Below are 14,827 nucleotides of genomic sequence, written 5' to 3'. Positions count from 1 at the left end.
AGTCGGAGATCGCCGTTTTGGGATGCTGTGCCGCGCGGCGATGATGGGCGTCTGCGCGCATGTTCGATTGACCTTCCACAAACTTCACCCTCTTCAAACCAGGCGGACGCAACCGCCACAGGAGCCGACCATGGATGCCATCGCCACCCGCAACGACCTGCAATCCAACGCCAAGAAAGAGTGTATCGATCTTCTCAACGCCCGCCTCGCCGACGCCATCGATCTGGCGCTGGTCACCAAGCAGGCGCACTGGAACGTCAAGGGACCGCAATTCATCGCCATCCATGAGATGCTCGACACGTTCCGCGAGGAGATCGACGGCCATGTCGACACCATTGCGGAGCGCGCCGTACAGCTCGGCGGCACGGCGCTCGGCACATCGCAGGAGGTGTCGAAGGCGACTATGCTCGAGGCCTATCCGACCGACATCCACAAGACCCGAGATCATCTGGCGGCGCTGATCGACCGCTATGCCGCAACCGCCAAGCGGGCACGCGCGGCAATCGACGAAGCGGCAGGTGCGGGCGACGCCGACACCGCCGACATCTTCACCGCCTATTCACGCTCCCTCGACAAATTGCTGTGGTTCCTGGAGGCACATACGCAGGAGAAGGAATAGCTCTTTTTGGACGGCGCTATTTCCTCGGCGCGCCGAGGTTCGATTAGAAATTCCTCTCGAACTTCGGCACCTCGAGCTTCACCCGGCGATTTAGCTCATCGTGTCCGCCCTGGAACGCGGTGTAGCTAATGCTGGTTTTCTTGGAACAAAGCTGGAAATCTCCTGTCCATTTGCGACCAGCCCATTCGATGTCTTCCCACGGAATAAAGCGTGGGGGCACGAATGGCTGTCGAATCCCTACGCCCTCGATGTTCCAAAAGACCACACGAAGATAGAAGAACCAAATCCACCCGATCAGAGTCAGACCAAAGCCAACCAGCAGGCCATATACCCAGGGAAGTTGCTCGCTCCTTGTTTCGCTATATCCGGCAACCAAAATTATCGCGACAAAGCCCGCAAGCAGGACCGCAAACACATGCAAAAACCAGGTGGCGCGGAGTGTTTGCTCGCCGGCGTGTCGCGTAGCGCGCGTGCGCGATCCTATGGCAAACGCCAGAGAAACCGCAAAAGCGGCCAGAAGCGCTCCGACAAGCTGTTTCACCAACATGTGCTGCTCGTGTTTTCTCGGTCTTACGGCGCCAACTGCTCCATAAGCCAAGGTCTTCCGTACAAAAGCATCAAAAAGTCTGCGAGGATGCGGTCGACCGACCGCCGCTTGGTGCTTTGGGGTACTCTGTTAGTCCGTTGACAGGTAAATGACACCTCGCCAGCGCCGTCATGATCTCGGCTGCGGCGAGCGCGGCGATCACCTGCGGGCGCTTGTCATTGATTGCATAACCGCCGATCGGCGAGACGAGGCGGTCAAATTCCGCCTCGCTTCCGTCCGCCGATTTCAGGAACCAGTTCCGAAACGTCGCCTTCTTGGTCTTGGAACCGATCATGCCGACATAGGCGGCATCGCGGCGTTTCAGCGCCTCGGCGACGATCAGGAAATCCAGCGCGTGGTCGTGGGTGAGGACGACAAAGGCGGAGCCGGCCGGCGCCTTGCGAACCACCGCCTCAGGCATCGGCGTCAGCTTGGTTTCGACCGCTTCCGGCATGCCTTCCAGCGCTTCGGCTCGCGTCTCGACAACGACGACATGCACCGGCAGCAAGGCCACCGCCGAGGCCAGCGCCTGGCCGACATGGCCGCCGCCGAAAATGTAAACATGCGGCAGCTGCGCCTCCTCGGCCTCCGCCTCCGCAACAAGCTTGGCCTCAAGCGCGGCGTCGACCAGCCGGATCAGCAGCTCGACCCTGCCGCCGCAGCACTGCCCGATCTCCGGGCCTAGCGCGATGTCGAGGGTGGCGCGGATATCCCTCCCCCTTGAGGGGAGGGTGGCGGCGAAGCCGCCGGGTGGGGTCGCCGCGGCAGTGCTCGACGCTCTGGCGGTGCCTTCTGATACGACCCCCTCTGGCCGCTCCGCGGCCTGCCCTTCGCTATGGCTCCGGGCGTTCGTCGCTGAAAAAGTCAAATCGTTGGCTTTTTCTCGGCCATTGGCCGGCCGCTCCTCACCCCCCTCAAGGGGGGAGAAAAGCATCTGCCGCGCTTTGTCGATCGCCATATATTCGAGCTGGCCGCCGCCGATCGTGCCAAAAGTGGCCGATCCTGAGACGAGCATGAAGGCACCCGTCTCGCGCGGCGTCGAACCTTTTGTCCCGGCCACCTCAACCAAGGCGACCAGGCCGGCACCGGCAAGAAAGGCTTTCAGGCTCTGCACTTTCGCGTTCATCATTCGCGTTCCCTATTGGGAAATATAGAGTTTTTCGGCCTGAATTGCACGTTTTCCGGGATTCAAGTGCCGGTCTTGGCTTCCCGCTTCAGCCGTTCGATCGCCATCAGCACACGCTCCGGCGTGGCCGGCGGGTCGAGGCGCGGGCAGATTTTGTGGCTGGCAACGCTCGCCACTGCGTCCGACAGCGCATGCAGCACCGACATTGCGAGCGGAAAGGGCGGCTCGCCGACCGCCTTGGAGCGGTGCACCGTCGGCTCGCCTGCTTGCGCCCAGTCGGCCAAAGTCACATTAAAGATCTTCGGCCGGTCCGACGCGAGCGGGATCTTGTAGGTCGATGGCGCATGGGTGCGCAGCCGCCCCTTGTCGTCCCACCACAGTTCCTCCGTCGTCAGCCAGCCCATGCCCTGGATGAAGCCGCCCTCGATCTGGCCGAGATCGATGGCGCGGTTCAGCGAGCGGCCGGTTTCGTGCAGGATGTCGGTGCGCTCGACGATATATTCGCCGGTCAGCGTATCGACCGAGACTTCCGAGCACGCGGCGCCATAGGCGAAATAGTAGAAGGGGTGGCCCTCGCCCTTGTCGCGGTCCCAATGGATTTTCGGCGTCTTGTAGAAACCCGCCGCCGAAAGCTGGATGCGCGCCATATAGGCCTGCCTGACGAGATCCGCGAAGGCGATCTCCTGGTTGCCGATGCGCACGCGGTTGGGCAAGAACAGCACCTGGTCGCGCGGCAACTGGTATTTCTCGGCGGCGAAATTGGTCAGCCGGTCCTTGATCTGGCGGGCGGCGTTCTGCGCCGCCATGCCGTTGAGATCGGAGCCGGAAGACGCGGCGGTGGCCGAGGTGTTCGGCACCTTGCCGGTCGTCGTCGCGGTGATCTTGACCTGATCGAGGTCGATCTGGAACTCTTCCGCCACAACCTGCGCCACCTTGACGTAGAGGCCCTGCCCCATCTCGGTGCCGCCGTGGTTCAGATGAACCGAACCATCGGTATAGACATGCACCAGCGCGCCGGCCTGGTTGTAATGGGTGGCGGTGAACGAGATGCCGAACTTGACCGGCGTCAGCGCCAGTCCGCGCTTGATGAAGCGGCTGTTGGCATTGAAAGCATCGATGGTGCGGCGGCGCCTCGCATAGTCGGAACTCGCCTCCAGCTCGGCGACGATGCGGTAGATGATGTTGTCCTCGACCGTCTGGTGGTAGGGCGTGATGTTGCGGTCGCTGGTGCCGTAGAAATTCTTCTTGCGGATTTCGAGCGGGTCCTTGCCGACGGCAAACGCGACTTCGTCGATGACGCGCTCGGCGCCGACCATGCCTTGCGGGCCGCCGAAGCCGCGAAAGGCGGTGTTCGATACCGTGTTGGTGTAGAGTGGCGCCGATTGCGCATGCACCGCCGGCCAGAAATAGGTGTTGTCGCAATGGAACAGCGCGCGGTCAGTGACCGGGCCGGAGAGGTCGGCCGAGAAGCCGCAGCGCGCCGCGAACATGAAATCTACGCCCAGAATATTGCCCTCGTCGTCGAAGCCGACCTCGTAGTCGACGAGGAAATCGTGGCGTTTGCCGGTGGCGATCATGTCGTCGTCGCGGTCGGGCCGGATTTTCACGGCCCGATGATGTTTCTTCGCGGCGATAGCGGCCAATGCCGCAAACTGATTGCCTTGCGTTTCCTTACCGCCGAAAGCGCCGCCCATCCGGCGGATTTCCACCGTCACCGCGTGGCTCGGAACACCGAGCGCATGGCTGACCATGTGCTGGATTTCGCTCGGGTGCTGGGTCGAGGAATAGATGGTGACGTCGTTGTCCTCGCCAGGGATGGCCAAGGCGATATGGCCTTCGAGATAGAAATGCTCCTGGCCGCCGATGCGCATTTTTCCCTTCAGCCGGCGCGGCGCCGCGTTGATCGCAGCCGCTGCATCACCGCGCTTCAGCGTCAGCGGCGGCGTGACCAGCTTGTCTTTCCGGGGATCGAGCTCGCCGATATCGGCGACGAACGGCAATTCCTTGTATTCGACCTTGGCCAGCCTCGTCGCGCGGCGCGCCTGCTCGCGGGTTTCTGCGATGACGCAGAAGATCGGCTGACCGAAAAATTGCACCTTGCCGTCAGCCAGCACCGGCTCGTCGTGACGGCCGGTCGGCGAAATGTCGTTCTCGCCTGGCACGTCGCTCGCCGTCAGCACATCGATGACGCCGGGTGCGGCGCGCACCGCCGAAAGGTCCATGCTGGTGATGGTGGCACTCGTCGCCGTCGAAAGCCCAAGGCAGCCGTGCAGCGTGCCGGCCGGTTCCGGCATGTCGTCGATATAGACGGCCGTGCCACTGACATGCTTGTGCGCGGAATCATGGCGCTGGTCGGTGGCGACGCCGCCGGCGATTTTTTGCGCCTTCAGGTTTGGGGTGGCGTGCTTGTTCATCATGCCGCCTCGTGCCGTGATACCTGGATCGGCGCCCGGGTGCCGGTGGTTTCGGCAAAGAAGCGCAGCAGCAGGTTGCGTGCCGCCAGCGCCCGGTATTCGGCGCTTGCCCGCATGTCGGTTAGCGGGGTGAAATCGCCGGCGTACGCGGCAATCGCCGCCTCGACCGTCGCTTCCGTCCAGGGCTTGCCAAGCAATGCCTTTTCGACGCCAAAGGCTCGCTTCGGCGTTGCCGCCATGCCGCCATAAGCGATGCGCACATCCGCCACCGTGCCATCACCGGCGAGCTTCAGGAAAAACGCGCCTAGGGCTGCTGTGATGTCTTCGTCGCGGCGCTTGGTGATCTTGTAGACGGCAAATTTCGTCTCGCTGCCCGGCACCGGAACATGCACGGCCTCGACGAATTCGCCGGGCTGCCGGTCCTGCTTGCCATAGGCGATGAAAAACTTCTCGAGCGGGATCGTTCGACGCTTGTCGCCGCGGCGCAGTGTCAGGCGGGCACCGAGTGCGATCAGCGGCGGCGGCGTGTCGCCGATCGGCGAACCGTTGGCGATATTGCCGCCGATTGTGCCCATGTTGCGCACCTGGTCGCCGCCGATGCGATCGAACAGCGGGCCTAGCGTCGGGATGCGTTTCGCCAGCGTCGCGAAGGCTTCGCTATAGGTGACACCGGCGCCGATCGAGATGATGCCCTTGTCCTCGGACATTTCGCACAATCCATCGAGATTGCCGATGAAAACCGCCGGCGCAATATCGCGCATGTGCTTGGTCACCCAAAGGCCGACATCGGTCGAACCCGCGACGATAGTGGCGCCCGGCTCCTTGACCAGCACGCTGGCCAGATCATCGGCATTGGCTGGCACGATCAGCCGCTTGTTGCCGGAGCCGATCTCGATGCGCGAACCGTCCTTCATCGCTTCGAGCTTGGCCGTGACTGCCTTGCGCTCCGTCGCCAACGGATCCTTTGCCGCCTTGCCGTAGCTGGAGATGGCACGTGCGGCGCGCATGATCGCCTCATAGCCGGTGCAGCGGCAGAGATTGCCTTGCAGCGCCTTTTCGATGGCGGCGTCCGACGGCTCCGGCGACCGCATCCACAGAGCATAAAGCGACATGACGAAACCCGGTGTGCAGAAGCCGCATTGCGAGCCGTGGAAATCGATCATCGCCTGCTGCACGGGGTGCAGTTTTCCTGCGTCGCCGCGCAGATGCTCGACGGTCACGACATGCGTGCCATCTAGCGAGCCAAGGAAGCGGATGCAGGCATTGACGCTTTCATAGACCAGTGTTCCACCGGAGAGCCTGCCGACCAGCACCGTGCAGGCGCCGCAGTCGCCCTCGGCGCAACCTTCCTTGGTGCCGCGCAGCGAGCGGTCGAGCCGCAGCCAATCGAGCAGGGTCTGGTCGGGTGCAACCGTGCCGAGCGCGACGTCCTCGCCATTGAGGATGAAGCGGATTTCGTCGCGTGTCTTGATCCCGGCCATCTCAGCTTCCCCGGTAGGTCGAATAGCCGTAGGGCGATAGGAGCAGCGGCACATGATAGTGCACCGGCTCGGCCATGCCGAAGCGGATCGGCACATGGTCGAGGAAGGCCGGTTCCGGCAGTTTTGTCCCTTGCCGGCGCAGATAATCGCCGGCCGCAAAGATCAGCTCGTATTCGCCGGTACGGAATTCCGCACCGGCAAGCAGCGGAGCATCGCAGCGGCCGTCATCATTGGTGACGACCGTCTTCAGATGCGTTCGGGCCTGGCCGTCAAGATGATAGAGCTCGATCGACAGACCGGCCGCCGGCTTGCCGGCCGCAGTGTCGAGGACATGGGTCGTCAGGCGCCCGCCTTCGGCTTTCGACGTTTCCGCCACTGGCTGCTCCATTCCCTGCACAGTCGAACACTATTCATGAATTGTGCGCCAATTAAAGGCGATGCATAAGTCCCGGTCGAGCGGAGCGCGACAAAAACACTTTCAAAAATTTCGGGGGAATGCGCAGGCACTCCTTTCGACTATCCTGATCACACTTTCCGGCAGGAGCGAGAATGCGTTACGAACGAGACATGCGCGGCTACGGAGCCAATCCGCCGGATCCGAAATGGCCCGGCGGGGCGCATGTCGCGGTGCAGTTCGTCGTCAATTACGAAGAGGGCGGCGAGAATTGCGTCCTGCACGGCGACAAGGCTTCGGAGGCTTTCCTGTCGGAGATCGTCGGCGCCGCGCCCTGGCCCGGCCAGCGCCACTGGAACATGGAATCGATCTACGAATACGGCGCCCGAGCCGGCTTCTGGCGATTGCTGCGCCTGTTCAGCGCGGCGCAAGTGCCGGTCACCTGCTACGGCGTCGCCACGGCCCTGGCGCGTTCGCCCGACCAGGTTGCGGCGATGCAGGAGGCCGGCTGGGAGATCGCCTCGCACGGGCTGAAATGGATCGACTACCGCGACCACGCCCCGGAAGACGAGCGCCGCGACATGGAAGCGGCGATCCGGCTGCATTATGAGGTCACAGGTGCGCGGCCGACCGGGTGGTACACCGGCCGCACCTCGATCAACACGGTGCGGCTGGCAGCGGAAGAGGGTGGCTTCGACTATGTGTCGGACACCTATGATGACGAACTGCCCTACTGGTTCGAGCATGTGGCACCGGACGGGTCGGCGAAGCCGCAGCTGGTCATCCCTTATACGCTCGACGCCAACGACATGCGCTTTGCCACGCCGCAGGGCTTCAACTCGGGCGACCAGTTCTTTGCCTATCTCAGGGATAGTTTCGACACGCTCTATGCCGAGGGCAAGGCAGGGCGGCCGCGCATGATGAATATCGGCCTGCACTGCCGCCTGGTTGGGCGGCCGGGCCGGGTCGCGGCACTGAAGCGCTTCATCGACTACGTCAAGTCACACGACAAGGTCTGGCTGGCACGGCGCATCGACATTGCAAAACATTGGCAGGAGACGCATCCGTTCCGGTTGCCGGCGCCACGCCCGTCGAAAATGGAATTCGAGGCCTTCGTCCAGGCATTCGGCGGCGTGTTCGAGCATTCGCCGTGGATTGCCGAGCGCGCCTATGAGCTGGAGCTCGGCCCGGCGCATGACAGTGCCGGCGGCCTGCACAACGCGTTTTGCCGCGTGTTTCGCGCGGCAAGCGAGACCGAGCGGCTTTCCGTGCTCAATGCCCACCCCGATCTTGCCGGAAAACTGGCGCAGGCCAAGCGGCTGACGGCGGAATCGACGAGGGAACAGGCTTCGGCCGGGCTCGACGCGCTGACCGATAAGGAGCGCGAGTTGTTCGCAAAACTCAATGCCGCCTACGTCACCAGTTTCGGTTTCCCCTTCATCATCGCGGTGAAAGGCAAGGCCAAGGAGGAGATCCTGGCCGAGCTCGAGGCGCGCATCGCCAATAGTCGCGATGTCGAATTCGAAACCGCCTGCAGACAGGTCGAGCGCATCGCGCTGCTTCGTCTCAAGGACATGCTTCCGCAATAGGCTTTGGCTGCCGCGATAGGCCCTGGCTTCCGCAACAGGCTTGAATTTATGGATATGATGAAAATGGCCGAGCGAACCTATTATGCGCCGCAGGGCGGACATCCCGGCCAGAGCGAATTGCTGACCGGCCGCGCCGTGTTCACGCAGGCCTATGCCGTCATCCCCAAGGGCGTGATGCAGGACATCGTCATCAGCGCATTGCCGTTCTGGGACGGGACACGCGTCTGGGTGCTGTCGCGGCCGCTGTCGGGTTTTGCCGAGACGTTTTCGCAATATATCGTCGAGCTCGCGCCTGGCGGCGGCAGCGACCGCCCTGAGCTTGACGCCGCCGCCGAAGGTGCGCTGTTCGTGGTCGAAGGCGAGCTAAGCGTTTCGCTTGCCGGCAAGAAACATAGCCTAAGGCCGGGCGGCTTTGCCTTCCTGCCGCCGGCGAGCGGATGGACGGTGCGCAATGAAAGCGACGCCGCCGTCCGCTTCCACTGGATCCGCAAGACTTATGATGCAGTTGACGGCATCGACACGCCGCAAGCGTTCTTCGCCAACGAACAGGACATCGCGCCGACGCCGATGCCGGGTACCGAAGGCCGATGGGCGACGACGCGCTTCGTCGATCCGGCCGACATGCGCCACGACATGCATGTCACCATCGTCACGCTCGAGCCTGGCGCGGTCATTCCCTTCGCCGAGACGCATGTCATGGAGCACGGGCTCTATGTGCTGGAGGGCAAGGGGGTCTACCGTCTCAACCAGGACTGGGTCGAAGTCGAGGCCGGCGACTATATGTGGCTGCGCGCCTTCTGCCCGCAGGCTTGTTATGCCGGCGGGCCAGGCAAATTCCGCTATCTCCTCTACAAGGACGTCAACCGCCACGCCAAGCTTGGCAGCGCCGGCGTCGCGAGACCTACACCATGACCCGCATCGTCGCGCGGCCGCTGACCCGCGAGAATTTCGCCGAATTCGGCGACGTCATCGATATGGGCGGCGACAATCATTATTCGATCAATGGCGGCAAGGCCGAGCGCTATCACGATCTCGCCACCGCTGAAGCACGAGGGCCGAATGCGCGCGTGCTGATCTCGATGGTGCGCGGCACGCCCTATGAGCTGCCGTTGAAGCTGACCATGGTGGAGCGCCATCCGTTTGGCAGCCAAGCCTTCATCCCGCTGTCGCCACGGCCGTTCCTGGTCGTCGTCTGCCATGATGGCGAGGAAGGCCCGGGCGAACCGCATGCGTTCATCACCGCGCCCGGGCAAGGCGTCAACTATCCGCGCAATTTGTGGCACGGCGTGCTGACGCCGATCGGCGAGCCGCAGGACTTCCTGGTCGTCGACCGTGGCGGCGACGGCTCCAACCTCGAAGAGTGCCACTTCTCGCACGCCTATGAGATTCATCTTCCCGATGGGAGCCGGTGATGGCTGACATTTCGCTGATCGACCGTCTGCTCGACGTCATCGAGCACGACATCTTGCCGAAGACCGCCGAAGGCGTCGCGCATGGCAACAAGCTGTTCGGCGCGGCGATCCTGCGCAAGGACGACCGCTCGCTGGTGCTTGCCGAAACCAACAACGAGACGGAAAACCCGCTCTGGCATGGCGAGGTGCATTGCCTGAAGCGCTTCTACGAACTGCCGAAAGCCGAGCGCGTCGACACCAGGGACGCGATCTTTCTTGCCACGCACGAACCCTGCTCGCTCTGCCTGTCGGCGATCACCTGGACCGGCTTCGACAATTTCTACTATCTGTTCAGCCATGAGGACTCGCGCGACAACTTCGACATTCCGCACGATCTGAAGATCCTGAAGGAGGTCTTCACCCTCGATCCCGGCGGCTACAATGCCGAGAATGCCTACTGGAAGAGCTTTTCGATTCGCAGACTCGTACGATCGCTGCCCGAGACCCAACGCAAGCGGCTGGAAGCACGGATCGGCACAATTTCCGCCCGCTATGACGAACTGTCCGGCGCCTATCAGGCCGGCAAGGACGAAAACGACATCCCGTTGAATTGAATGCAGCAAAGTTCAATGGCTTGAATTGCCACCTTTATGGTGGCATATTGCGTTATGGAGAAACGCAGACCCACTTACGATCTTGATGCAATCAGGCCGAGCTGGGTTCTGTCGACACGCTGGTAATCACGACGTCCGCCCTGCGGGATGCCATTGGGCTGGGCTTTGATCGCGCCGGTATTGTCGAGGTGATCGGCGGCATCACGCGGAAGATGTTTGTAAAGTCGATGACGACGTTCGCCGACCATCGTGTCTGGCAAGATGTCAATTACGTGCCAGCACGCGACCTGGTTCTTTACGTGAAATTTCAGGCGGACGTCGTGACCGAATTCACAGTCATGTCGTTCAAGGAAAAGTGACCATGGCGATGAAAGAAAATAACGAAACGAATAGCATGATCTCCCCCAAAACAGGAGAAACGCTGACGCGTGGGGTGCGTCCGTTCACTGTGACTTACAAGGGCGAGAGCATGATCGTCGACCTGCCGGGTTATTATCCCTCTTCGGGAAGTGAGGGCGTGCATGTCGGAGACGACATGACCGTCGTCGATGCAGCGCTCCGCATCCTCAAAGAAAAGATCGACGGCGTTCCGGCACCGGCCACCATCCGTCGCGTGCGCACAAAGCTGAAACTTTCGCAACGCGAGGCAGGATCCCTGTTCAAGGTCGGCGAGAACGCTTTCGACAAATACGAACGGGGTCTGATCGAGCCGAGTGGCCCAACCATTCAGCTGATGACGCTGTTGGAAAAACACCCGGAGTTGGTGGACGAGTTGCGGTAGCCGCGCGGCCTCTCTGACAGGTCGCATAATTTGCTGCTCCAGTCGCGAATAGCGATTGAAAGTCGCCTCGCTGCGGGGCGTTATGCCCCGCATGAAAACCGTCACTGAATTTCCCCGCAAGGTTGTCGAATTTCCGGACATGGGGATCGTCATGCCGGACGGCTGCCGCCTGTCGGCGCGGGTATGGATGCCGGCCGATGCTGCCGACGATCCGGTGCCGGCGATCCTCGAGCACCTGCCCTACCGAAAGCGCGACGGCACGATCTACCGCGATCAGCTGACGCATCCCTATTTTGCCGGCCACGGCTACGCCTCGATCCGCGTCGACATGCGCGGCAATGGCGATTCCGAAGGGCTGATGGACGACGAGTATTCCGAGCAGGAATTGCAGGACGCTTGCGACGTCATAGCCTGGGCGGCGGCGCAGCCCTGGTGCAACGGCAATGTCGGCATGATGGGCATTTCGTGGGGCGGCTTCAACTGCCTGCAGGTAGCAGCCAAGCAGCCGGGGGCGCTGAAGGCGGTCATCAGTCTCTGTTCGACGGTCGACCGCTATGCCGACGACATCCATTACAAGGGCGGCTGCTTGCTGATCGAGAATTTCGGCTGGGCCTCGACCATGCTGTCCTATTCGTCACGGCCGCCGGATCCGTTGCTGGCCGGCGACAACAAATGGCGCGACCTGTGGCTGACCAGGCTGGAGAACCAGCCCTTCCTGGCACCGCTGTGGCTGAAGCACCAGCATCGCGATGCCTATTGGAAGCGCGGCTCGATCTGCGAGGACTATTCCGCCATCCATGCCGCGGTGCTGTCGATCGGCGGCTGGCATGATGGCTATCGCAATACGATTTCCCATCTCGCCGCCAATATCGAGGCGCCGGTCAAGGGCATCGTCGGCCCGTGGATCCACAAATACCCGCATTACGCCGCGCCCGAACCGCGCATCGGCTTCCTGCAGGAGGCGTTGCGCTGGTGGGACCGCTGGCTGAAGGACCTCGACACCGGCGTCGAGGCCGACCCCGCCTACCGCGCCTATGTCATGGACAGCGTGCGTCCGGCGCGCTGGCATCCCGAGCGGCCGGGCCGCTGGGTCGCTGAATCGGAATGGCCGTCACCCAACATCAAGACGCAAGAGGTTGAGCTTATCGCTGAAGGCAACTACGCTATCGTCGCTTCGCCGCAAAGCTGCGGCCTTGCCGGTGGCGAATATTTCCCCTTCACCTTTGGACCGGAACTGCCGGGTGACCAGCGCCCCGACGACGCGCTGTCGGTGTGTTTCGACCAGCCGGTGCTGACCGAAGCGGTCGACATCGTCGGTGCTCCCGAAGTTCTGGTCAGGGTTTCGTCGGACCGGTGCCAGGCGAACATCGCGCTTCGGCTGTGCGACGTCCATCCGGACGGAGCGTCGGAGCTGATTTCCTACGGCGTGCTCAACCTGACGCATCGCAACTCGCACGAATTTCCCGAAGCGCTGGTGCCCGGCGAAACCGTCAGCGCCCGGGTGGTGCTCGATCAATGCGCCTATAGCGTGCCGGCCGGCCACCGCTTGCGTGTTGCCATCTCCAACAGCTATTGGCCGATGATCTGGCCGTCGCCGGAGCCGGTCCGGCTGGAATTGTCGGCCGCGACATTGACGCTGCCGCTGCGCCCGCCGGCGAAAGGCGACGAGGTCACCTTCCCCGCCCCCGAAGGCGCCACGCCCTGGGCAACCGAAACGGTCCGCGCCGCCAATTCCGAGCGTCATGTCGATCGCGACGAAAAGACCGGAATGATCACGCTTTCCATCGTCGACGATTTCGGCGAAGTGCGCGATCTGCAACACAGCCTTGCCAATGGCAACATCGCCAGAGAGACATGGGCGATCCATCCTGACAATCCGCTGTCAGCGTCGGGCAAGACGCATTGGACCCAGACGCTGTCGCGAAATGGATGGTCGGTGCGCACCGAAACCTTCGCCGAAATGCGCTCCGACGTGCAAAGCTTCATGGTTAGCGCCAGAATTGAAGCGTATGAAGGCGAGAAACTGGTCTTCGAGCGCAACTTCGTGGAGAAAATCCCGCGCGCACTGCTTTGAGCGCTTATAACGATTGGTCCAATTGCGACGCACGATTTACGCCACGGCATGTCGCATTCGGTCTTGCTTACCGCTTTCCCTTACGGTCATTATTCTCCCAATTGAAAATGAGAAAAACGACCATAAGGTCGGACCAACAGAGTGAGGAACTCAACATGTCTAACGAACTGGAATATCTGAGCCGGCGCGTTGCGTCCGGCAAACTGAGCCGTCGTGATTTTCTCGGCCGGGCGGCAGCGCTCGGCGTCACCGCAACCTTCGCCAATTCGCTGCTTTCCAGCGCTTCCCGCGCGGCGGGTCCGGTCAAGGGCGGCACGCTCAAGGCCGGCCTGGTCGGTGGCGAATCCACCAACAGCCTCGATCCGGCGCTGTTCATGACGCAGGTGCCGTTCGCCTTCGGCAAGATGTGGGGCGAACTGATCGTCGAGCTGTCTCCCGAAGGCAAGCTCGAGAACCGCATTGCCGAGGAGATCGGCTCGTCGGACGACGCCAAGACCTGGACGCTGAAGATCCGCGATGGCGTCGAGTTCCACAACGGCAAGAAAGTGACTGCAGAGGACGTGGCCGCCACCCTCGAACGCCATTCGGACGAGAAGTCGAAGTCCGGCGCGCTCGGTTACATGAAAGGCATCGAGAGCATCAAGGCCAGCGGCAAGGAAGTGGTGCTGACGCTGAAGGAGCCGAATGCCGACCTGCCCTACCTGCTTAGCGACTATCACCTGATCATTCAGCCGAATGGCGGCAAGGACAAGGCCGATGCCGGCATCTCGGCGGGTCCTTACAAGGTCACCACCAACGAGCCCGGCGTGCGCCATGGCGGCGAGCGCTTCGCCAACTACTGGCAGGGCGACAAGATGGGCCATGCCGACCAGATCGAGATCATCGTCATCAACGACGCCACGGCGCGTACGGCGGCCCTGCAGGGCGGCCAGGTCCACATGATCAACCGCGTCGAGCCGAAGATCGTCGATCTGATCAAGCGCGTGCCCGGCGTCACCATCCGCAACCATTCGGGACCCGGCCACTACGTCTTCATCATGCACTGCAACACCGCGCCGTTCGACAACAACGATTTGCGCATGGCGTTGAAGCTGGCGATCGACCGCGAGGAGATGCTGAACAAGGTGCTGCGTGGCTATGGCTCGCTCGGCAACGACTTCCCGATCAATGCATCGTACCCGCTATTCACCGAGATCGAGCAGCGCAAATACGATCCCGACAAGGCCAAGTTCCACTACAAGAAATCGGGCCATGACGGTGCCGTCCTGCTCCGGACGTCGGACGTCGCCTTCCCCGGTGCCGTCGACGCCGCACAGCTGTTCCAGCAAAGCGCGGCCAAGGCCGGCATCAAGCTGGAGATCAAGCGCGAACCGGGCGACGGCTACTGGTCGGAAGTCTGGAACAAGCAGCCCTTCTGCGCCTCCTACTGGGGCGGCCGGTCGACGCAGGACCAGATGTACTCTACCGCCTATCTGTCGACGGCCGACTGGAACGACACACGGTTCAAGCGTCCGGATTTCGACAAGATGGTGCTGGCGGCTCGCGCCGAGCTCGACGAGGCCAAGCGCAAGGCAATGTACCACGACATGGCTGTGATGGTGCGCGACGAGGGCGGCCTGATCCTGCCGATGTTCAATCAGTTCATCGACGCGACGGGCGCCAAGGTTGCCGGCTGGGTGGATGATCCGCATCAGGAGTTGATGAACGGATATGCTCTCGCGAAGTGCTGGCTCGAAGCCTGAGCCCGGCCTTGCGGAT

14 protein-coding genes are annotated in these 14,827 nt (G+C 62.3%); 9 read left to right on the top strand and 5 right to left on the bottom strand.

The window, feature by feature from the left end; genetic code table 11:
- The first annotated feature begins 130 nt into the window (after positions 1–130).
- Complete coding sequence (dps, locus tag NKH13_RS25395) at positions 131–619, top strand: DNA starvation/stationary phase protection protein Dps (RefSeq protein ID WP_352915165.1); 489 nt, start codon at positions 131–133, stop codon at positions 617–619.
- 43 nt (positions 620–662) lie between these two features.
- On the opposite strand, the gene NKH13_RS25390 is transcribed toward dps, so the two are convergent.
- From NKH13_RS25390 to uraH, 5 genes are all read right to left on the bottom strand, one after another.
- Entirely contained in the window at positions 663–1,166 is a 504-nt protein-coding gene (locus tag NKH13_RS25390) for a hypothetical protein (RefSeq protein WP_352915163.1), read from the bottom strand.
- 70 nt (positions 1,167–1,236) lie between these two features.
- Positions 1,237–2,331 (bottom strand): xanthine dehydrogenase accessory protein XdhC, encoded by a 1,095-nt coding sequence (gene xdhC / locus NKH13_RS25385; protein ID WP_352915248.1) that lies wholly within the window; start codon positions 2,329–2,331, stop codon positions 1,237–1,239.
- A gap of 62 nt (positions 2,332–2,393) precedes the next feature.
- Complete coding sequence (gene xdhB / locus NKH13_RS25380; protein WP_352717302.1) at positions 2,394–4,745, bottom strand: xanthine dehydrogenase molybdopterin binding subunit; 2,352 nt, start codon at positions 4,743–4,745, stop codon at positions 2,394–2,396.
- On the bottom strand, positions 4,745–6,226 hold the full coding sequence (xdhA, locus tag NKH13_RS25375) for a xanthine dehydrogenase small subunit (protein WP_352915161.1): 1,482 nt from the start codon (positions 6,224–6,226) through the stop codon (positions 4,745–4,747). Before xdhA ends, xdhB begins: the two co-directional genes overlap by 1 nt.
- A 1-nt stretch (position 6,227) precedes the next feature.
- Positions 6,228–6,602, bottom strand: coding sequence for a hydroxyisourate hydrolase (uraH, locus tag NKH13_RS25370; protein ID WP_352717300.1), 375 nt, complete (start codon positions 6,600–6,602; stop codon positions 6,228–6,230).
- 173 nt (positions 6,603–6,775) lie between these two features.
- Between uraH and puuE the strand changes: the two genes are divergently transcribed.
- The 8 genes from puuE to NKH13_RS25330 all read left to right on the top strand — a co-directional run bounded on the left by puuE (position 6,776) and on the right by NKH13_RS25330 (position 14,811).
- A complete protein-coding gene (gene puuE, locus NKH13_RS25365; RefSeq protein ID WP_352717298.1) occupies positions 6,776–8,209 on the top strand; it encodes an allantoinase PuuE in 1,434 nt (477 codons plus the stop codon).
- 63 nt (positions 8,210–8,272) lie between these two features.
- Positions 8,273–9,121 carry a bifunctional allantoicase/(S)-ureidoglycine aminohydrolase gene (locus NKH13_RS25360; RefSeq protein WP_502908303.1) on the top strand — a complete coding sequence of 283 codons (849 nt, stop codon included), beginning with the start codon at positions 8,273–8,275 and terminating at the stop codon, positions 9,119–9,121.
- Positions 9,118–9,621 carry an ureidoglycolate lyase gene (locus tag NKH13_RS25355; RefSeq protein WP_352915156.1) on the top strand — a complete coding sequence of 168 codons (504 nt, stop codon included), beginning with the start codon at positions 9,118–9,120 and terminating at the stop codon, positions 9,619–9,621. Before NKH13_RS25360 ends, NKH13_RS25355 begins: the two co-directional genes overlap by 4 nt.
- Positions 9,621–10,214 carry a nucleoside deaminase gene (locus NKH13_RS25350; RefSeq protein WP_352915154.1) on the top strand — a complete coding sequence of 198 codons (594 nt, stop codon included), beginning with the start codon at positions 9,621–9,623 and terminating at the stop codon, positions 10,212–10,214. Before NKH13_RS25355 ends, NKH13_RS25350 begins: the two co-directional genes overlap by 1 nt.
- A gap of 101 nt (positions 10,215–10,315) precedes the next feature.
- Positions 10,316–10,573, top strand: coding sequence for a type II toxin-antitoxin system MqsR family toxin (locus NKH13_RS25345; protein WP_352915245.1), 258 nt, complete (start codon positions 10,316–10,318; stop codon positions 10,571–10,573).
- A gap of 2 nt (positions 10,574–10,575) precedes the next feature.
- Complete coding sequence (locus NKH13_RS25340) at positions 10,576–10,995, top strand: type II toxin-antitoxin system MqsA family antitoxin (protein ID WP_352915151.1); 420 nt, start codon at positions 10,576–10,578, stop codon at positions 10,993–10,995.
- A gap of 91 nt (positions 10,996–11,086) precedes the next feature.
- Positions 11,087–13,069 carry a CocE/NonD family hydrolase gene (locus NKH13_RS25335; RefSeq protein WP_352915148.1) on the top strand — a complete coding sequence of 661 codons (1,983 nt, stop codon included), beginning with the start codon at positions 11,087–11,089 and terminating at the stop codon, positions 13,067–13,069.
- Between the two features lie 155 nt (positions 13,070–13,224).
- On the top strand, positions 13,225–14,811 hold the full coding sequence (locus NKH13_RS25330; RefSeq protein WP_352464554.1) for an ABC transporter substrate-binding protein: 1,587 nt from the start codon (positions 13,225–13,227) through the stop codon (positions 14,809–14,811).
- Positions 14,812–14,827 lie beyond the last annotated feature (16 nt).

This window comes from Mesorhizobium sp. M1348 (genome assembly GCF_040317925.1).
Taxonomy (GTDB): domain Bacteria; phylum Pseudomonadota; class Alphaproteobacteria; order Rhizobiales; family Rhizobiaceae; genus Mesorhizobium.
This window is presented reverse-complemented; position numbering and strand designations above follow the sequence as displayed.